This is a genomic window from Variovorax atrisoli 110B, assembly GCF_000382045.1.
Classification (GTDB): Bacteria; Pseudomonadota; Gammaproteobacteria; order Burkholderiales; family Burkholderiaceae_C; genus Variovorax; species Variovorax atrisoli.
This window is the reverse complement of sequence record NZ_KB907465.1, coordinates 16,544-34,933: the sequence shown is the minus strand read 5'-3', so window position 1 is coordinate 34,933 and position 18,390 is coordinate 16,544. Positions and strand designations below refer to the sequence as shown.

The window sequence follows — 18,390 nt, the reverse complement described above, 5'->3', positions numbered from 1 at the left end:
AGCCGGCCCAGGGTAGGCCGGCCGGCGCTTTGCGGTCACACTGCGCGCCATGGCCCGTCGTTCCACAGCTTCAGTCTTTGCCCGCGCCTATGAGCGCAACCTGCGTGCGCTCACCAAGGCCACCCTGAGCAACAGCAAGCGCATCGCGGGGCAGGTCCAGCGGGCCACCGCCAAGCGGCTCAAGCCGCCGCCGGGCAAGGGCGACTGGCTCGCCGGCGTCGCGATGGGCCCGGGCGGTGCGCGCGGCTATCACCTGTTCCGCCCGGCAGGCCTGGAGCTGCAGCCGGGCGAGCGCCTGCCCCTCATGGTCATGCTGCACGGCTGCGGCCAGACCGGGCGCGACTTCGCCGCGAGCACCCGCATGAACGCGCTGGCCGTGCGCCAGCGCTTCCTGGTGCTCTACCCTGAACAGGACCGGATCGCCCATCCCCAGGGCTGCTGGAACTGGTACGAGCGCCGCTCCGGCAAGGCCGACGCCGAGGCCGCCACGCTGATGGCCGCCATCGATCAGGCCTGCATGCTCTACCCCGTCGACCGTGACCGCATGGCGCTGGCCGGCCTCTCCGCCGGTGCGAGCATGGCGGCGCTGCTCGCGACGCGCTATCCGAACCGCTTCCGCGCCGTCGTGATGCATTCGGGCGTGGCACCCGGCGCGGCGAAGTCGTCCGCCACGGCGCTGGGCGCGATGCGCGGCGAGCACGTGCCGCCCATGCCGACAACGGCCGTCGGCAAGGCGATGGGCGCGGCGGCCGTCTTCACCACCCTGCCTCCGATGCTGGTGCTGCACGGCGACGCCGATGCGGTGGTCGCGCCGAGCAACGCCGTCAGCAGCGCCGCGGTGTGGGCGACCGCCGTGGGTGCGCGGCCCGGGTTGACGCGCGAGGTGCAGCGCGGCAAGCGCCGCCCGATGCGGGTGACCGACTTCAGGCGCAAGGGGTGCACGCTGGTCACGCTATGCGAGATCGCGGGGCTCGGCCATTCGTGGAGCGGCGGCGCGCCAAAGCTGCTGTTCAGCGACCCCGAGGGGCCCGATGCGACGCGCATGACCTGGGCTTTTGCGGCTGCGCAGTTCAAGGCAGCTGGAGGCGCGAAGAAGGGTTGAAGAAAGCGAGGGGCAGGGCGGCTATGCGGCCACCGCTCCTTCGCGCGTCGCGGCCCGCCACGCACTGGGCGCCATCCCCTTGCTGCGCTTGAAGGCCTTGCTGAAGGCCGCCTCCGACTCGTAGCCCACCGCAGCGGCGATCGCTCCCAGGCCAGCGTTGCCTTGCCCCAGCATGTTGCCGGCCTTGAACATGCGCCATTGCGTGAGGTACTCCAGCGGCGCCTGTCCCACCCGCTCGCGAAAACGCTGCGCGAAGGCCGAGCGCGAGAGGTTCGCGACGGCGGCGAGCGCCTCCACCGTCCAGTCGCGCGCGATCTCCTTGTGCATCGCGCGCAGTGCGGGGCCGATGCGCGCATCGGCCAGCGCAGCAAGCCAGCCCGTCTGCGATTCGGCGCTGGCCGCGACGTGCGCGCGCACCGCCTGAACGAACACGATGTCGGCCAGCCGGCTCACGAGCAGGCTGGACCCCAGGCCCGGCTCGCCGGTCTCCATGGCCAGCAGCTGCAGCGTGCCTTGCAGCGCGAGGGCGCGGGCCTGCTCCATCTTCACGTGAAGAAGCACCGGCAGCAGGTCGAGCAACGGCCGCGCGGCGCGCTGGTCGAAGTGGAACCAGCCGCAGATCACCGAGGCCGCCGTGCCCGTGCCGCCGAGCTCCACCAGCCCGCCGATGCGGTCGCGCACGACGGAGGCGCAGCTCACGGTCGGCGTGTTCGGATGGTCGCGCAGGACGTAAGGCGTGCCATGCGCCAGCACATAGCAGTCGCCCGCCGCCAGCGCCACCGGCTGCGCCATGCCATCGACCTCCAGCAGGCAGCCGCCGCGCACCACGAGCCCGAAGCGCGCGCTCTCGCCGCCCGCCAGGCTCACGCCCCAGGGCGCGCCGGCCTCGAGGCGGGCATACAGGGCGCTCTGCACCCTCATGGCGGCAAAGATGTCATCGAGCGGGTCCATCAAAGGCTCCTCGTGCGGTGGACGAATGGACAAGATTCTCGGCCCCTTGAGCATTCACTGTCCAGTGAGGGCGCCAGAAACTGCGGTCTCACTCTTCCCCAATGCAACCGGCAGCAGGAGCAGGCCATGAACACCAGAACCGCTTTCAACGATTTCACCGAACTCGCCGACGGCTATGTCGCCGTCTGGAACGAACCCGACGCCGAGGCGCGACGCGCCGCCATCGCCAGCCTCTGGGTGCCCGACGGCGAGCACTACGTGCGCACGCTGCAGGCCAGGGGCCACGAGGAGCTGCAGCAGCGCGTCACCGGCTCGCATGAGAAGAACGTGCGTGACGCCGGCTTTCGCTTCGTCCGCGCGGGCGACGCCCAGTTCCTGCACAACGCGGTGATGTTCCATTGGCACATGGTCCCGGCAGCGGGCGGCCCGGTGGCCGCGCTCGGGCTGGAGTTCCTGATGCTCGCCGAAGACGGCCGCATCGCCACGGACTACCAGTTCATCCTGCCGACGCCGGCCGCCTGAGCCCGGCCGATGACCTCCGAGGTCATTGCCGCCGTGCCTGTTCCTTCCAACACTCGAATCCATCATGACGCAGTCAAACATCGCTTCGGCAGCATCGCTCTCTTCCACCGGCAGCCAGAGTCCGCACGCGACAAGGCCCGGCCGGCTCGGCCTGTGGGTCATGCTCAGCGGCACCTTCCTGGTGGTGCTGGACTTCTTCATCGTCAACGTCGCGCTGCCCTCGATGCAGCGCGAACTGCAGGCGAGCGCGGGAACCCTGCAGCTGGTGGTGGCCGGCTACGGCCTCGCCACTGCCGCAGGGCTGATCACCGGCGGCCGGCTCGGCGACCTGTTCGGGCGACGCCGCATGTTCATGCTGGGCCTGCTGCTGTTCACGCTCGCTTCGGCCGCCTGCGGCCTGGCGCCGAACGCCGAACTTCTGGTGGCGGCACGCGTGCTGCAGGGGCTGGCCGGCGCGCTGCTGCAGCCGCAGGTGCTGGCGATGATCGGCCTGGCCTACACCGGCGAAGACCGGGCGCGTGCCTTCGCGGCCTATGGACTCACCCTGGGGCTGGGAGCCACGCTCGGGCAGCTGGTCGGCGGCCTGCTGATCCATGCCGATCTGGCGGGCCTGGGCTGGCGCAGCTGCTTTCTCATCAACGTGCCGATCGGCCTGCTGGCGCTGATGCTCGCACCGCGCGTCATTCCGCCGCTGGCGAACAACGGCAACAGCCGCCTCGACCTCATCGGCATGCTGCTCGTGGCCGCGGGCTCGGCGGCAGTGGTGCTGCCGCTGGTGGAAGGCCGCGAGCAGGGCTGGCCGCTGTGGAGCTGGCTGTGCCTCGCGGCGGCGCTGCCGCTGCTCGCAGCCTTTGCGTACCAGCAGCGCCGGCTCGCCGCGCGCGGCGGCACGCCGCTCGTGGCTCCGGTGCTGCTCGCCGATGCCCGCTTCGGCATGGGCCTGCTCACGACGCTGGCCTTCTACGTGGGCAACGCCTCGCTCTACTTCGTGCTGGCGCTGTATCTACAGCAGGGCCTCGCACTCGATCCGCTCAGCTCGGGCGTCGTCTTCACGTCGCTGGCGGCCGGTTTCTTCGCGACGTCGATGGCGGGAGCGCGCCTCGCACGCCGCTTCGGCGGCAAGCCGCCCATCGCGCTCGGTGCCCTTGTGCTCGCCGCAGGACACGCACTGCAGTTCGTCAACGTGGCCGGATGGCCCGGACACTCGCACGTCGTCGCGTGGATGGTGCCGTTGCTGCTGGTGCAGGGCGCGGGGCTCGGCATGGTCATGGCGCCCCTGGTCTCCACCGTGCTGGCCGGCCTGCCGCCTCAGCATGCGGGCGTGGCCTCGGGCGTGATATCGATGGTGCAGCAGGCGAGCAACGCGCTGGGCGTGGCGCTGATCGGCATCCTCTTCTACGGGCGGCTCGGGCATGCGCCGGATGCGGGGGCGTACTCCAGTGCCTTCGGGGTGGCGCTGCTTTACCTGACGGGGTCGGCGTTGCTGGTGGCTGTATTGCACCGGCGCGGCAGTCGGCAGGCCTGAAATCGAAGCGCCGAGCGCTGCAGGCGGCCGTGCCAAACTCTCCTGTTCGCAAGACAGGACAGACATGGCCACCGACCTGCAGCAACTGACACAGGCCCTTCGCGACTTCGCACAGGCCCGCGACTGGGAGCAGTTCCACTCTCCCAAGAACCTCGCCTCCGCGCTTTCCGTCGAGGCGGCCGAACTGCTCGAACACTTTCAGTGGCTCACGGAGGCCCAGAGCCGCGATCTTCCAGCCGACAAGCGCGCCGAGATCGGCACCGAGATCGCCGACGTCTTCCTCTACCTGCTGCAACTCGCCGACAAGCTCGGCATCGACGTGGTCGAAGCGGCGCGAAGCAAGATGCTTCTCAACGCGAAGAAGTATCCCGTCCCGCTATAGCGTCTCGTCTGGATGTTCCTCGGGTATCGAGCAACGATGCTTTCCTGATTCATCGGCCCGCGCCGAGGGGGCGTTCCCTAGCCTCAACGTTCTTCCATCAAGGACTTTCAGGGAACTCCGAATGAAACGACTCCGCGCTCTGGTGACTTTGCTGCTGCTCTCCGCCATCGCAGCCTTTGCCGATCCGCTTCCGATGAACCAGCTGCCGATGTACGGCGGCCGCGCGAAGACAGAAGAGATGAAGAACGCCGACGTCGACTTCGTCGCATCGATCGAGACGCAGGGCCTCTCTCGAGCGGAGGGCGCGAAACAGATGCTGAGGCAGGGCTGGACCGCCTGGGGCAGGAGAGACATGGCGACGGCCATGGCGCGCTTCAACCAGGCGTGGTTGCTGGACCCGGACAACGGCAACGTCTATCACGGCTTCGCACTGGTGCTGGCGCTTCGCGACGCTCCATCGTCCGAGGTAGAGGACATGTTCCGGTTGGCTGCCTCGAAGTCGACGGTCGATGCCGCGGTCTTCGTAGACTACGGCCACTTTCTCATGACGCAGAAGCGGCTCGATGCCAGCCAGGTCCAGCTGAAAAAGGCGCTCCAGATCTCGCCGGCGGCGCGCAACGCGAGTTCCAACTTGGCCTTCACGTACTACCTGAAGAACGATTTCATCAATGCCTGTGCCTGGGCGCGAAAGGCCGAGTCCAATCGCGACCGGCTGGAGCCGGGCTTTCTTGAGGAAATGTGCACTCGCGCCGCCGAGCCGGCGAAGGGGAGGCCGGCTTCCGGCAGCCGCCCGCCGGCCTGAATACCTTCCGTGTACGCCACCCGGCGTATTTCCCCTTTGTGGTGCATTCCGCAGACTCCCTCCCACGCCAGCCAAGGCTGTCGAAAAGGTTCAACCACCCCGGAGCAGGAGTCAACATGCAACGTCGTTTCACCCTCAAGGCGCTCACCGCCGCCGTCGCGCTGGCCAGCATTTCTGCTGCGCCCGCATTCGCAGCCGACACCATCAAGGTCGGCGTGCTGCACTCGCTGTCGGGCACGATGGCCATCTCGGAAACCGTGTTGAAGGACACGGTGCTGATGGCGATCGACGACATCAACAAGAAGGGCGGCGTGCTGGGCAAGCAGCTCGAGCCCGTGGTGGTCGACCCGGCCTCCAACTGGCCGCTGTTCGCCGAGAAGACCAAGCAGCTGCTCGGCCAGGACAAGGTTTCGGTCATCTTCGGCTGCTGGACCTCGGTGTCGCGCAAGTCGGTGCTGCCGGTGGTCGAGGAAATGAACGGCCTGCTGTTCTACCCCGTGCAGTACGAGGGTGAAGAGCTCTCGAAGAACGTGTTCTACACGGGCGCGGCGCCCAACCAGCAGGCCATTCCGGCCGTCGACTACCTGATGAGCAAGGAAGGCGGCGGCGCCAAGCGCTGGGTGCTGCTGGGCACCGACTACGTCTATCCCCGCACCACCAACAAGATCCTGCGCGCCTACCTCAAGAGCAAGGGCGTGAAGGAATCGGACATCGACGAGAAGTACACCCCCTTCGGCCACAGCGACTACCAGACCATCGTCGCCGACATCAAGAAGTTCTCGGCCGGCGGCAAGACCGCGGTGGTGTCGACCATCAACGGCGACTCCAACGTGCCCTTCTACAAGGAACTGGGCAACGCCGGCCTGAAGGCCAAGGACGTGCCGGTGGTTGCCTTCTCGGTGGGCGAGGAAGAACTGCGCGGCGTCGACACCAAGCCGCTGGTGGGCCACCTGGCCGCATGGAACTACTTCATGTCGATCAAGAACCCGACCAACACCGCCTTCATCAAGCAGTGGAGCGAGTACGCCAAGGCCAAGAACATCGCCGGCCACAAGGACAAGCCGCTCACCAACGACCCGATGGAAGCCACCTGGATTGGCATCCACATGTGGAAGCAGGCGGTCGAGAAGGCCAAGAGCACGGACACCGACAAGGTGATCGCCGCCATGGCCGGCCAGACCTTCACCGCTCCCTCGGGCATCGTCTCGAAGATGGACGAGAAGAACCACCACCTGCACAAGAGCGTGTTCATCGGCGAGATCAAGGCCGACGGCCAGTTCAACGTGGTGTGGAAGACGCCGGGCCCGGTCAAGGCCAAGCCGTGGAGCCCGTACATCGAAGGCAACGACAAGAAGCCGGACTACCCCGCTGGCAAGTCGATGTAATTCATCGGCAAGCCCCTTGCCTTGCTCCCTCTCCCCCCGGGGAGAGGGTAGGGGTGAGGGCAACGGCGGTCGATCCGGCCGCCGCATTTGTTTGAAGGCCGCAAGCCCTCACCCCAACCCTCTCCCCCAGGGGAGAGGGGGCAACACGAATCTCATGATGCTTCGACGAACCCTTCAATGCGCACTGGCCGCCATGCTGCTGATGGCATCGGCCGCCCACGCGCTGACCGCCGACGAAGCCCGGGCCATCGCCTCCGGCGATTCCGAAGCCCGCATCGCCGCGCTCAACAAGGCCGTGCTCACGGCCGACGAGAAGACCGCTGCCTTCATCCAGGCCATGTCCGACGACGCGGTCAAGTACACCGAAGACAAGGTCTTCGTGATGAAGGACGACAAGGGCTACGACCCTGTGACCGGCGCCGAGCTGAAGGTGCCCGACACCGCCGAGGACGTCGTCAACAACAACCTCATGCGCGGCGCGCTCGATGCCGCGCAGGCCGCGCTCAAGCTCACGAGCAAGGACGACGCGGTGCGCGCCGAGGCCGCGCAGGCGCTCTTCAAGGAGCCCGACGAGTCGCGCCTGCCCATGGTCGAGAAGGCGCTGGCCGCCGAGACCAACCCGAAGATCAAGTCACAGCTCGAGCTGGTGCGCGCCGCCAGCATGCTCGGCAGCGCCGACAAGGCCAAGCGCCTCGCCGCGGCCAAGGAGCTGGGCAACAACCGCAACCCCGACACCAAGCTGCTGCTCAACCAGCGCCTGTCCGACGAGACCGAGGCCGACGTCAAGGCCGCCATCGTCGCGTCCATCGCGAGCATCGACGGCGCGCTGGTCTGGGGCGACCGCATCAACGCCGTGTTCAGCGGCATCAGCCTGGGCTCGGTGCTGCTGCTGGCCGCACTGGGCCTGGCCATCACCTACGGGCTGATGGGCGTGATCAACATGGCGCACGGCGAGCTGATGATGATCGGCGCCTACGCCACCTACGTGATGCAGGGCATCTTCCAGAAGTACATGCCGGAGGCGGCGTTCGGCTGGTACCTGGTGGCCGCCATTCCGGTGTCTTTCCTCGCATCGGCACTCGTGGGCGCGGTGCTGGAGCGCGGCGTGATCCGCTTCCTGTACGGCCGCCCGCTCGAGACGCTGCTTGCCACCTGGGGCATCAGCCTGATGCTGCAGCAACTGGTGCGCTCGCTGTTCGGCGCGCAGAACGTCGGCGTCGAGAACCCCGGCTGGATGAGCGGCGGCTTCACCATGCTGAGCAACGTCACGCTGCCGTGGAACCGCATCTGCATCATCATCTTCGCCGCCCTGGTGTTGCTGGCGATGGGCTGGCTCATCGGCAAGACGCGCCTGGGCCTGTTCGTTCGCGGCGTCACGCAGAACCGTCCGATCGCATCGTGCATGGGCGTGAACACCGCGCGCATCGACACCTACGCCTTCGCGCTCGGCTCGGGCATCGCCGGCCTGGCGGGCTGCGCGCTGAGCCAGATCGGCAACGTCGGCCCCGACCTGGGCCAGAGCTACATCGTCGACAGCTTCATGGTGGTCGTGATGGGCGGCGTCGGCCAGCTGGCAGGCACCGTGTACGCGGCGCTGGGGCTGGGCATTCTCAACAAGTTCATCGAGGGCTGGGCGGGCGCGGTGCTCGCGAAGATCGCGGTGCTTGTCTTCATCATCATCTTCATCCAGAAGCGGCCGCAGGGCATCTTCGCAATGAAAGGCCGGAGCGCAGAGGCATGAGCAAGGTCGTACTTCCAACCAAGGGGCCGCTGCTGAGCGGCAAGGGCTGGACGGCCTTCTTCGTCGCGCTCATCGTGGTGTGCGCCGTGGCGCCGGTGCTCAACATGTGGGTGCCGCCCGACAGCCCGCTGCACATGAGCGACTACGCGGTGGCGCTGGTCGGCAAGATCATGTGCTACGCGATCTGCGCGCTGGCCATGGACCTGATCTGGGGCTACACCGGCATCCTCTCGCTGGGCCACGGCCTGTTCTTCGCGCTGGGCGGCTACATGATGGGCATGTACCTCATGCGCCAGATCGGCCGCGACGGCAACTACAAGAGCGACCTGCCCGACTTCATGGTGTTCCTCGACTGGAAGACGCTGCCCTGGCACTGGACCTTCAGCGACAGCTTCATCGCCACGCTGGTGCTGATCGTCGCGGTGCCTGGGCTGATCGCGTTCGTGTTCGGCTTCTTCGCTTTCCGCTCGCGCATCAAGGGCGTGTACTTCTCGATCATCACGCAGGCGATGACCTTCGCGGCCATGCTGCTCTTCTTTCGCAACGAGACGGGCTTCGGCGGCAACAACGGCTTCACCGACTTCAAGCGCATCCTGGGCATCCCGATCGCCACGCAGGAGATGCGCATGACGCTCTTCGCGCTCACGGGCGCAACGCTGCTGGGCTTCTTCCTGTTTGCGAAGTGGCTCATCGGCAGCAAGTTCGGCCGCGTGCTGCAGGCCATCCGCGACGCCGAGACGCGCGTGATGTTCTCGGGCTACAACCCGCTGCCCTACAAGCTCACGATCTGGGTGATCTCGGCCGTCATGTGCGGCGTGGCCGGCGCGCTGTACGTGCCGCAGGTCGGCATCATCAACCCGGGCGAGATGAGCGCTGCCAACTCCATCGAGATCGCCATCTGGGCGGCGGTGGGCGGCCGCGCCACGCTGATCGGGCCGATCATCGGCGCCTTCATCGTCAACGGCGCGAAGAGCTGGCTCACGGTGGCCTATCCGGAATACTGGCTGTACTTCCTGGGGGCGTTGTTCATTGCTGTCACGCTGTTCCTGCCGAACGGCATCGTGGGGCTGGTTCGCAAGTGGCTTTCCAGGGAGAAGAAGGAAGAAGAGAAGCCGCAGCCCGAACCGGTGCAGGAGGCACGCCGCGCCGTCGCGGCGGAGCAGGGCGTCGAGCCCGATGCGCTGGCCTCGCTGCCGGTGGATGCGAAGGGAGCGCGCGCATGACACCCGACCTCATGGAAGCAGGCGCAGAGCGCGCCGCGCGAGCAAGCGGCATCCACTACGTGAGCGGCAGCACCGAATCGGGTGGCCGCGCCGCCGACTTCGGCCGCCACGTCACGCCGGGCGAGGTCGACGTCACGCACGGCCGCATCCTCTACCTGGAAGACGTCAGCGTGAGCTTCGACGGCTTCAAGGCCATCAACAAGCTGTCGCTCGACATCGCACCGGGCGAGCTGCGCTGCATCATCGGGCCGAACGGCGCCGGCAAGACGACGATGATGGACATCATCACCGGCAAGACCCGGCCCGACGAGGGCACCGTGTTCTTCGGCAGCACCATCGACCTGCTGCGCCACCGCGAGGCCGAGATCGCTCAGCTGGGCATCGGCCGCAAGTTCCAGAAGCCGACGGTGTTCGAGCACCTGACGGTGTTCGAGAACCTCGAACTCGCGCTGAAGACCGACAAGGGCGTGCGCTCTTCGATGCTCTTCAGGCTCGATTCCGCGCAGAGCGACCGCCTGGCCGAGGTGCTCGAGACCATCCACCTCGCCGACAGCGTCTCGCGCCTGGCCGGCAACCTGAGCCACGGCCAGAAGCAGTGGCTGGAGATCGGCATGCTGCTGATGCAGGACCCGAAGCTGCTGCTGCTCGACGAGCCCGTGGCCGGCATGACCGACGAAGAGACCGCGCGCACCGCCGAGCTGTTCCTCACGCTCAAGGGCAAGCACTCGCTGATGGTGGTGGAGCACGACATGAGCTTCATCCGCACCATCTCCGAGATCGTCACCGTGCTGTGCGACGGCTCCGTGCTCGCACAGGGGACGCTGGACGAAGTGCAGGCCGACGAGCGCGTAATTGAGGTCTACCTGGGCCGCTGAGGAAGAACGAACCATGCTGACAGTCAAGAACATCCATCAGTACTACGGCGGCTCCCACATCCTGCGCGACGTGAGCTTCGAGGCGAAGCTGGGCAAGGTCACCGTGCTGCTGGGCCGCAACGGCGTGGGCAAGACCACGCTGCTGAAGTCGCTGATGGGCCTGGTGCCCATCAAGAGCGGCAGCATCGAGCTCGAAGGCAAGCCGATCCACAAGGCCACGCCCTATGAGCGGGCCAGGGCCGGCATCGGCTTCGTGCCGCAGGGCCGCGAGATCTTCGCTCGGCTCACGGTCGAGGAGAACCTGCGCATGGGGCTGGCCTACAAGAGCGGCGGCACGCCCATCCCGGCGGAGCTGTACGAGCTGTTCCCCGTGCTCAAGCAGATGATGAACAGGAGGGGCGGCGACCTCTCTGGCGGCCAGCAGCAGCAGCTGGCGATTGCCCGGGCGCTGGCGCCCAAGCCGCGCCTGCTGATCCTCGACGAGCCCACCGAAGGCATCCAGCCCAGCATCATCAAGGACATCGGCCGCGTCATCCGAATGCTGGCCGACCGGGGCGACATGGCCATCGTGCTGTGCGAGCAGTACTACGACTTCGCCCAGGAACTGGCGGACGACTACCTCGTGATGGAGCGCGGCGAGGTCATCGCGCGCGGCCTCGGCAAGGACATGGAAGCACAGGGCGTGCGGCAGCTGGTGGCCATCTGAGCCCACGGGCGAGGCCTTCGCGGCCCTGCCGGTACAATGTCTTCGGCATCTGCGTATCGGTGCGGATTCAGGGTTTACCCTAAAATCGTGCCTTGCCCGCTGCCGCCGGGCACCCCCTCCAGGAGCCTGGCCTTGAACGCCTCCCCACCCGCGCAGGACAGCGCGGCCACCGACATTTCTTCCTTCACCCTGCCTTCGGGCGCACCCGCCAATTTCCTGCGCGCGGTGCTCGCGCTCGGCGTCGGCGGCTTCGCCATCGGCACCGGCGAGTTCGTCATCATGGGCCTGCTGCCCGAGGTCGCACGCGACATCGGCGTGAGCATCCCGCAGGCCGGCCACGTCATCAGCGCCTATGCGATCGGCGTGGTCATCGGCGCCCCCGTTCTCGCGGTGCTCGCAGCCGGCTGGCGCCGACGCGCGCTGCTCATCGCGCTCATGGCCGTGTTCGCGGCCGGCAACTTCGCCAGCGCCGCCGCTCCCAACTACCTGCTGCTCAACCTGCTGCGCTTCGCCGCGGGGCTGCCGCACGGCACGTACTTCGGCGTGGCCGCGCTGGTGGCCGCCACGCTGGCGCCGCCGGGCCGCCGCGCGCGGGCCGTGGGGCTCGTGATGCTGGGGCTCACCGGCGCCACGCTGGTGGGCGTGCCCATCGCGGCGTGGCTGGGCCAGTTCTTCGGCTGGCGCGCGGCCTTCGTGTTCGTCGGCCTCATCGCGCTGGTGGCCATCGCGCTGCTTCGCCGCGACATCCCCGACATGGCGCCCGGCGCAGGCGCCAGCCCCTGGCGCGAACTCGGTGCGCTCAAGCGCAAGCAGGTGTGGTTCACGCTGGGCATCGCCGCCATCGGCTTCGGCGGCATGTTCTCGGTGTTCAGCTACATCAAGCCCACGCTGATCGAGGTGGCCGGCATGCCGGTGGGCGGCGTGCCCATCGTGCTCGCGCTCTTCGGCCTCGGCATGGTGGTGGGCAACCTCGTGGGCTCGCGGCTGGCCGACAAGTCGGTGATGCGCACCATCGGCGGCGTGATGGTCTACGCGGCGCTGGTGCTCGCGGTGTTCACCTTCGCGGCCCACAACGTGGTCGCGGCCGCCGTCAACGTGTTCCTCATCGGTTCGACCGTGGCCATCGGCCCGGCACTGCAGATCCGTCTCATGGACGTGGCCGGCGACGCGCAGACGCTCGCGGCCGCGCTCAACCACTCGGCCTTCAACATGGCCAATGCGCTGGGTGCGTGGCTCGGCGGCGTGGCAATTTCCGCGGGGCTGGGCTGGACTTCCACCGGTTGGGTCGGCGCGCTGCTGGCGCTGGCCGGCCTGGGCATCTTCGGCTGGGCGGTGGCGAGTGCCCGTGCCGCCGCACGCAGGCCGGCAGCCGTCGCCTGCTGAACAGGGCTGCTACTTCGGCGAAGGCACCGGCGCGGTTCGCTCGCGCAGCAGCACCGCGAAGTTCTGCAGCTCCGTCGCATTGAGATCCGACACCGCCCAGGCCTGCATGCCGCCCTGGGTCCAGTGCACGAGCTGGTAGCCCTGCCGGGCCGAAGCCACCGGCCCTTGCGCCTGCGCCTTCTTTCCATCCGGCGCCGGCCACACGAACAGGTTGATCACGTGCGGCCCCGAGCGGTAGACCAGCGCCGCCACGGTGCGCCCGTCCAGGTAGTCGAGCCGTCCGCCAGCAAGCGCAAAGCCCTCCGCCGCGAGGTCGACCACCGGCGGTGAGAAGTCGAGCTTGCCGGCGAACCAGGGCTTGACCGTGTGATGGTCGGACGAGGCCACGTCGGCCAGGTGCGAGGCCATCAGCGAGCGCACGTGGTTCGCCGTGACGCCTTCGGCGAGCGCGTCGGCAGGCGGCATCGGCGTTGCCAGCAGCACGAGCGCCAGGCCCCAGGCCGTGGCGGCACCGGTCCCGAACCATGCCAGCCCCTGCCACAGCCCGCGGCCTTGTCGCGCGGGAGCGGGCGACGGCGCCGGCGCGGCGGCTTCTTCCGTGCGGACCGCATTCGCGATGCGCGCGGCCAGGCCCTCGGGCGGCATGTGCCGCACGGCGTGGCGCCGGATCAGCGTTCCCAGTTCCTCGTCAGACATTGACATGGCGTGTCCTTCCTCCCGCATCGCCGGGACGTTCGTCGCGCAGGCTCTCGCGCAGCATCGAGCGCGCACGCGACAGCCGCGACATGACGGTGCCCAGCGGTATGCCCGCGATGCGCGCGATGTCCTCGTAGCGCAGTTCCTCCAGTTCGCGCAGCACGATCACCTCGCGATACACCGGCGGCAGCGCGTCGATGGCCGCGTTGACTCGCTCGCCCTGCACGCGCTGCTCCCACTGCCGCGCCGGATCGCCGTCGGCGGAGGAGGAGAAGGGCGCCGACACCGCCTCGCTGTCGCGCAGCTCGTCGAACTCCAGCTGGTCGGCCAGCTGCCGGTTCTGCCGCATCCAGTCGTAGCAGGCGTTGCGCACGATGCCCAGCAGCCACGGCCGTGCGCTCTCTCCGCGCAAACCCTCGAAGAAGCGGAATGCGCGCAGGTAGGCCTCCTGCACCGCGTCGTCGGCCAGCTGGTCGTCGCGCAGCAGCCAGCGCGCAAGGTTCCATGCCGCATCGAGATGCGGCAGCGCGGCGGCTTCGAACTGGCGTGTGCGGTCGGTCGACAGGCTCAAGTGCTCCTTCTTCCTGCATGACGTGACAGTCCGGCGTTTTATTCCAGCTTTTTTTCGGCCACCGCTGGAATAGGCAGGGCATGCCATGCGTCATGCCCTTTGCGGATTCTCGGATTCTGCTTCTTCCGTCTTCCTCTTCCGCTTTCCATGAGGGTCTTCACCATGATCGCCATGCCCGGCTTCGCACGCATCCTCGTCATCTTCGCGGCCCTGGCGGCCTCGGCCGGCTCCGCGCTTGCCGCGGGTCCCAGGGCCTATGTCGGCAACTTCAAGGACAGCACCGTCAGCGTGATCGACACCGGCACCGAGCGCGTCGTGGCCACGCTGCCGGTGGCGGCTGGGCCCGACGGCATCATCGTTGCGCCCGATGGACGCAGCGTGTTCGTCAGCGGCTCCGGCGCCGCCGCCGTGAGCGAGATCGATGCCGCGAGCGACCGCGTGACCCGCGCCATCGACGTGGGCAAGGGCCCCCAGGGGCTGGCCATGACTGCCGACGGCAAGTGGTTGCTGGTGGCCGTCAACGGCGACGACCGCGTGGCCTTCGTCGACACCACGGCGCATGGCGTGAGCGCCACCGTGCCGGTGCCCAAGCCGCACACCATCGCCATCCGGCCCGACGGGCGGCAGGCGTACGTCGCATCGCAGGAGCCGGGGCACTTCGCGCTGGTGGTCATCGACATGGCGACGCGCGCCGTGGTCACGCAGATCCCGCTCGACAAGCCGCCGCGCGACCTCGAGTTCAGCCATGACGGCAAGTCGCTCTACCTCACGCTGGCCGGCGTTGCGGCCGTGCAGGTGCTCGATCCGGCCAACAACCAGTGGGGCGCGCCGGTTCCCACGGGCGTGTCGCCGCACATCGCGCAGCACTTCGCGGGCATGGCCAGCGGCGTGGTGGTGGTGCAGGGGCCCGGCGAAGTCATGCTGTTCGACCCCGCAGCGCACACGGCCGTGCGCAGCATTCCCGTGGGCAAGCAGCCGCACTGGCTCGACCTGTCGGCCGACGGCAGGAAGCTCTGGGTGAGCAATGAGGGCTCCAACGACGTCAGCGTGGTCGACCTCGCGGGCGGGCCGATGCACACGGTGCAGGTGGGCAATGCGCCGCGCAAGATCGCGCTGCAGCGCACGGCGGCTGCCGCTTCGCCTGCAGCGGCTGCGGACGGCGCGCACGCCGGCGGGTCGGCGCACGTGACCATCCGCAACTTCGCCTTCGAGCCCGCGCAGATCACCGTCAAGACCGGCCAGCGCGTGAGCTGGCAGAACGACGACGGCGCGCCGCACGGCCTGGCCTTCAAGGACGGCGCGGCCGGCATCGACCTGCTGCTGCCCGGCAAGGCCTTCGCCCGCGTCTTCGACAAGCCGGGGGTGTACGACTACGTCTGCTCGGTCCATCCGTACATGACGGCGCGGGTCACCGTGGTGGGGCCGTAGCCGGGTTCACGCCGTCGCCCATGCGCCGCCCGATTGACAGGAGCGAGCGAAGCGCACGACATTGCACTGGATGAAGGAAGAAAGACTCTCGCACCGACGCCTGCTGTGCGGCGGGCTCGCGGCCGCTTCGCTGGGCCATCCGTTCCTGCTGCTGAAGGCGCAGCCAGCGACGACGACAGGCACGGCCGCGACATCGGGCGATCGCTATCCATTCACGCTGGGCGTGGCCTCTGGCGTGCCGCGCGCCGACGGCTTCGTGCTCTGGACGCGGCTCGCGCCCGATCCGCTGCAGGGCGGCGGCATGGGCGATGCGCCCGTCGATGTGAACTGGGAGGTGGCCGACGACGAGGGTTTCAGGCGCATCGTGGCGAAGGGCAGCGCCGTCGCGACAGCCGAGCTCGCGCACTCGGTGCACGTCGAGGTGCAGGGCCTGTCGCCGGCGCGCTGGTACTGGTACCGCTTCACCGCCGGCGGCGCGCGCAGCCCCGCCGGCCGCACGCGCACCACGCCAGGCGACAACGACGAGGCCCTGCAACAGCTGCGCTTCGCCTTCGCCTCCTGCCAGCACTACGAGCAGGGCTACTACGCCGCCTACCGCGACATGGCCGCGCAGCCGCTCGACTTCGTCGTACATCTGGGCGACTACATCTACGAAAGCTCCCGCAAATCGCACCAGGTGCGCCGGCACGAGGGCGGCATTCCGACGCAGCTCGCCGGGTTCCGCGACCGCTACGCGCTCTACAAGGCCGATGCGCAGCTGCAGGCCGCTCACGCGGCCTTCCCATGGCTCGTGACCTGGGACGACCACGAGGTGGCCAACGACTACACGAACGACGAGTCGCCGCGCACGGCCGACCCTGCGCAGTTCCTCGCGATCCGCGCAGCCGCCTATCAGGCGTGGTACGAGCACATGCCCGTGCCCGCCAGCATGCGTCCACGTGGGGCCGATGCGCTCATCTACGGCCGGCACCGCTTCGGCCGCATGCTCGACATGCTGCTGACCGACGGGCGCCAGTACCGCTCGCACCATGTCTGCCTTTCCGGCCGCAGTGCCTCGCCGCTGGCCGATTGCCCCGACCGGCTCGCGCCCGAGCGCAGCCTCTTCGGCGCGCAGCAGGAGGCCTGGCTCGCCCGCGAACTCGCCGCGCCGCCCGCGCGATGGACCGTGCTCGCCCAGCCCACGCTGCTGGCCGAGGCCGACCGCAAGCGCGGACCAGAGCACGGCTACTGGATGGACGGCTGGGACGGCTATGCCGCAGCCCGCTCGCGCCTGCTCGACGCGCTGGCCGAACACAAGTCGCGCGGCGGCAATGCGCTGGTCGCCAGCGGCGACGTGCACGCCTTCTGGGCCGCCGACCTGCGGCGCGGCGATGCGCAGCAGGGGCCGCTGGTCGCGACCGAGTTCGTCGGCGGCGCCATCACCTCCGAAGGACCGAGCGCTGCCAGCGTGGCGAACATGCTCTCGAAGAATCCGCAGCTGCGCTACGGGCGGGCCGACAGGCGCGGCTATGCGATCGCCACGCTCGATGCGCGCGGCGCCACGGTCGATTTCCGCGCCGTGGAGGACGAGAAGACGGCCGATTCGCCGGTCGGCACCATGGCCCGCTTCTCGGTCGAGCGCGGTGCGCCTGGCGTGCACGCCGAAGGCAGCTAAACCTCGCCCGCCTGCAGGATTGCGCGGCCGTGCCTATGATGGCCGCCGCTCCCTTCCTTCCATCTCATCTCCTTCCCTCCCGAGCGAGAACCGAACACCATGAGCATTCCCTCCACCCGTCTCGGCCGCACCGGCCTCACCGTCTCCCGCCTCGCCCTCGGCACCATGACCTTCGGCCTGCAGACCGACGAGGCCGTATCGCACCAGATCCTCGACAAGGCGGCCGAAGGCGGCATCAACTTCCTCGACACGGCCGACGTCTACCCGCTCGGCGGCACCATCGAGACGGCAGGCCGCACCGAGGAGATCATCGGCAACTGGCTGGAGAAGCAGGGCCCCGCGGGCCGCCGCCGCTTCGTTCTGGCGACCAAGGCCGTCAACAAGGTCGGCCCCAACAGCTGGGACCAGGGCGCGTCGCGCAAGCACCTGCTGGACGCCATCGACGCCTCGCTCAAGCGGCTGAAGACCGACCACGTCGACCTCTACCAGCTGCACATGGACGACCGCGAGACGCCGCTCGAAGAGAGCCTGGAGGCTCTCGACACCATCGTGAAGTCGGGCCGCGCGCGCTACATCGGCGTGTCGAACTTCCTGGCCTACCGTCTGGCCCGCGCGCTGGGCAAGTCAGACCTGCTGAGGCTCACGCGCTATGTGTCGGTTCAGCCGCGCTACAGCCTGCTGTTCCGCGAGATCGAACGCGAGCTGCTGCCGCTCGCGGCGGAAGAGGGCCTGGGCGTGATCCCCTACAACCCGCTGGCCGGCGGCCTGCTCACCGGCAAGTACAAGCCCGGCAGCAAGCCCGAGGAGAACACCCGCTTCACCCTCGGCACCGCAGGCGGCATGTATCAAGACCGCTACTGGAACGAGCGCAGCTTCAACACCGTCACGCAGCTGCACAAGCTCGCCGACGAAGCCGGCGTACCGCTGGCCACCCTGGCCGTGGCCTGGGTGATGGCGAACCCGCTCATCACCGCGCCGCTGCTCGGCGCAAGCCGCCCCGACCAGCTCGAAGCGACCATCGCGGCGGCGGAATACAAGCTCGACCCGGCGCTCAAGCAGAAGCTGGACGAGCTGACCGCCGAGTACCGCAAGGGCGACGCCCCTCGCTGAGCGGTTTGTCTCCTTCCTCCTCCGGGGGAAGGCCGGGATGGGGGCAGGCCTTTGAAAAGGCTCCGCGCTTCCTTGAGCGCCGTCGTGCCCCCACCCCGACCCTCCCCCAGCGGGGGAGGGAGAAGAGATAACCGCCGAGTAGTGCAAGGGTGACGCGCCACGCAGAGAGGTTTTCCCCCTTCCCCCTCTGGGGGAAGGCCGGGATGGGGGCAGGCCTTTGAAAAGGCTCCGCGCTTCCTTGAACTCCGTCGTGCCCCCACCCCAACCCCCCCCAGTGGGGGAGGGAGAAGAGATAACCGCCGAGTAGTGCAAGGGCGACGCGCCACGGTGAGAG

At 68.5% G+C, this 18,390-nt stretch carries 17 protein-coding genes; 14 read left to right on the top strand and 3 right to left on the bottom strand.

Annotated features, from left to right (window positions below):
- Positions 1–49: 49 nt before the first annotated feature.
- Positions 50–1,102 (top strand): extracellular catalytic domain type 1 short-chain-length polyhydroxyalkanoate depolymerase, encoded by a 1,053-nt coding sequence (locus G369_RS0130380; RefSeq protein WP_019657844.1) that lies wholly within the window; start codon positions 50–52, stop codon positions 1,100–1,102.
- 21 nt (positions 1,103–1,123) lie between these two features.
- Here the strand turns inward: G369_RS0130380 and G369_RS0130375 are convergent, their stop codons facing one another.
- A complete protein-coding gene (locus G369_RS0130375; RefSeq protein WP_019657843.1) occupies positions 1,124–2,053 on the bottom strand; it encodes an AraC family transcriptional regulator in 930 nt (309 codons plus the stop codon).
- Positions 2,054–2,179: 126 nt separating this feature from the next.
- Between G369_RS0130375 and G369_RS0130370 the strand changes: the two genes are divergently transcribed.
- The 10 genes from G369_RS0130370 to G369_RS0130325 all read left to right on the top strand — a co-directional run bounded on the left by G369_RS0130370 (position 2,180) and on the right by G369_RS0130325 (position 12,597).
- Positions 2,180–2,575 (top strand): nuclear transport factor 2 family protein, encoded by a 396-nt coding sequence (locus G369_RS0130370; protein ID WP_019657842.1) that lies wholly within the window; start codon positions 2,180–2,182, stop codon positions 2,573–2,575.
- A gap of 64 nt (positions 2,576–2,639) precedes the next feature.
- On the top strand, positions 2,640–4,100 hold the full coding sequence (locus G369_RS0130365; protein WP_019657841.1) for an MFS transporter: 1,461 nt from the start codon (positions 2,640–2,642) through the stop codon (positions 4,098–4,100).
- A gap of 64 nt (positions 4,101–4,164) precedes the next feature.
- Positions 4,165–4,482 (top strand): nucleotide pyrophosphohydrolase, encoded by a 318-nt coding sequence (locus G369_RS0130360; protein WP_019657840.1) that lies wholly within the window; start codon positions 4,165–4,167, stop codon positions 4,480–4,482.
- A 121-nt stretch (positions 4,483–4,603) separates the two neighbouring features.
- Positions 4,604–5,284: a hypothetical protein gene (locus G369_RS0130355; RefSeq protein WP_038116322.1), complete on the top strand. Its 681-nt coding sequence runs from the start codon at positions 4,604–4,606 to the stop codon at positions 5,282–5,284.
- A gap of 116 nt (positions 5,285–5,400) precedes the next feature.
- On the top strand, positions 5,401–6,669 hold the full coding sequence (gene urtA, locus G369_RS0130350) for an urea ABC transporter substrate-binding protein (protein ID WP_019657838.1): 1,269 nt from the start codon (positions 5,401–5,403) through the stop codon (positions 6,667–6,669).
- Positions 6,670–6,862: 193 nt separating this feature from the next.
- The gene (gene urtB / locus G369_RS0130345; protein ID WP_019657837.1) at positions 6,863–8,410 is read left to right on the top strand and encodes an urea ABC transporter permease subunit UrtB; all 1,548 of its coding nucleotides are present in this window, start codon (positions 6,863–6,865) and stop codon (positions 8,408–8,410) included.
- Positions 8,407–9,633 (top strand): urea ABC transporter permease subunit UrtC, encoded by a 1,227-nt coding sequence (urtC, locus tag G369_RS0130340; protein ID WP_019657836.1) that lies wholly within the window; start codon positions 8,407–8,409, stop codon positions 9,631–9,633. The genes urtB and urtC overlap by 4 nt, the downstream gene beginning before the upstream one ends.
- Positions 9,630–10,508, top strand: a complete 879-nt coding sequence (urtD, locus tag G369_RS0130335) for an urea ABC transporter ATP-binding protein UrtD (RefSeq protein ID WP_019657835.1) — start codon at positions 9,630–9,632, stop codon at positions 10,506–10,508. Before urtC ends, urtD begins: the two co-directional genes overlap by 4 nt.
- 13 nt (positions 10,509–10,521) lie before the next feature.
- The gene (gene urtE / locus G369_RS0130330) at positions 10,522–11,214 is read left to right on the top strand and encodes an urea ABC transporter ATP-binding subunit UrtE (RefSeq protein ID WP_019657834.1); all 693 of its coding nucleotides are present in this window, start codon (positions 10,522–10,524) and stop codon (positions 11,212–11,214) included.
- 132 nt (positions 11,215–11,346) lie between these two features.
- On the top strand, positions 11,347–12,597 hold the full coding sequence (locus G369_RS0130325; protein ID WP_019657833.1) for an MFS transporter: 1,251 nt from the start codon (positions 11,347–11,349) through the stop codon (positions 12,595–12,597).
- A gap of 9 nt (positions 12,598–12,606) precedes the next feature.
- Here the strand turns inward: G369_RS0130325 and G369_RS0130320 are convergent, their stop codons facing one another.
- Positions 12,607–13,299 carry an anti-sigma factor family protein gene (locus G369_RS0130320; RefSeq protein ID WP_019657832.1) on the bottom strand — a complete coding sequence of 231 codons (693 nt, stop codon included), beginning with the start codon at positions 13,297–13,299 and terminating at the stop codon, positions 12,607–12,609.
- The gene (locus G369_RS0130315) at positions 13,286–13,864 is read right to left on the bottom strand and encodes a sigma-70 family RNA polymerase sigma factor (protein ID WP_019657831.1); all 579 of its coding nucleotides are present in this window, start codon (positions 13,862–13,864) and stop codon (positions 13,286–13,288) included. The genes G369_RS0130320 and G369_RS0130315 overlap by 14 nt, the downstream gene beginning before the upstream one ends.
- Before the next feature lie 162 nt (positions 13,865–14,026).
- On the opposite strand from G369_RS0130315, the gene G369_RS0130310 reads away from it, so the two are divergent.
- From G369_RS0130310 to G369_RS0130300, 3 genes are all read left to right on the top strand, one after another.
- Positions 14,027–15,292: a YVTN family beta-propeller repeat protein gene (locus tag G369_RS0130310; RefSeq protein WP_020723366.1), complete on the top strand. Its 1,266-nt coding sequence runs from the start codon at positions 14,027–14,029 to the stop codon at positions 15,290–15,292.
- A gap of 70 nt (positions 15,293–15,362) precedes the next feature.
- Positions 15,363–16,946, top strand: coding sequence for an alkaline phosphatase D family protein (locus G369_RS0130305; protein WP_019657829.1), 1,584 nt, complete (start codon positions 15,363–15,365; stop codon positions 16,944–16,946).
- Positions 16,947–17,045: 99 nt separating this feature from the next.
- Complete coding sequence (locus G369_RS0130300) at positions 17,046–18,056, top strand: aldo/keto reductase (RefSeq protein WP_019657828.1); 1,011 nt, start codon at positions 17,046–17,048, stop codon at positions 18,054–18,056.
- Positions 18,057–18,390 lie beyond the last annotated feature (334 nt).

Excerpts from the sequence above, each read along its gene's own strand:
- G369_RS0130380 (WP_019657844.1), top strand. The coding sequence starts at position 50 with ATGGCCCGTCGTTCCACAGCTTCAGTCTTTGCCCGCGCCTATGAGCGC.
- G369_RS0130375 (WP_019657843.1), bottom strand. The coding sequence starts at position 2,053 with ATGGACCCGCTCGATGACATCTTTGCCGCCATGAGGGTGCAGAGCGCC.
- G369_RS0130370 (WP_019657842.1), top strand. The coding sequence starts at position 2,180 with ATGAACACCAGAACCGCTTTCAACGATTTCACCGAACTCGCCGACGGC.
- G369_RS0130365 (WP_019657841.1), top strand. The coding sequence starts at position 2,640 with ATGACGCAGTCAAACATCGCTTCGGCAGCATCGCTCTCTTCCACCGGC.
- G369_RS0130360 (WP_019657840.1), top strand. The coding sequence starts at position 4,165 with ATGGCCACCGACCTGCAGCAACTGACACAGGCCCTTCGCGACTTCGCA.
- G369_RS0130355 (WP_038116322.1), top strand. The coding sequence starts at position 4,604 with ATGAAACGACTCCGCGCTCTGGTGACTTTGCTGCTGCTCTCCGCCATC.
- urtA (WP_019657838.1), top strand. The coding sequence starts at position 5,401 with ATGCAACGTCGTTTCACCCTCAAGGCGCTCACCGCCGCCGTCGCGCTG.
- urtB (WP_019657837.1), top strand. The coding sequence starts at position 6,863 with ATGCTGCTGATGGCATCGGCCGCCCACGCGCTGACCGCCGACGAAGCC.
- urtC (WP_019657836.1), top strand. The coding sequence starts at position 8,407 with ATGAGCAAGGTCGTACTTCCAACCAAGGGGCCGCTGCTGAGCGGCAAG.
- urtD (WP_019657835.1), top strand. The coding sequence starts at position 9,630 with ATGACACCCGACCTCATGGAAGCAGGCGCAGAGCGCGCCGCGCGAGCA.
- urtE (WP_019657834.1), top strand. The coding sequence starts at position 10,522 with ATGCTGACAGTCAAGAACATCCATCAGTACTACGGCGGCTCCCACATC.
- G369_RS0130320 (WP_019657832.1), bottom strand. The coding sequence starts at position 13,299 with ATGTCAATGTCTGACGAGGAACTGGGAACGCTGATCCGGCGCCACGCC.
- G369_RS0130310 (WP_020723366.1), top strand. The coding sequence starts at position 14,027 with ATGATCGCCATGCCCGGCTTCGCACGCATCCTCGTCATCTTCGCGGCC.
- G369_RS0130305 (WP_019657829.1), top strand. The coding sequence starts at position 15,363 with ATGAAGGAAGAAAGACTCTCGCACCGACGCCTGCTGTGCGGCGGGCTC.
- G369_RS0130300 (WP_019657828.1), top strand. The coding sequence starts at position 17,046 with ATGAGCATTCCCTCCACCCGTCTCGGCCGCACCGGCCTCACCGTCTCC.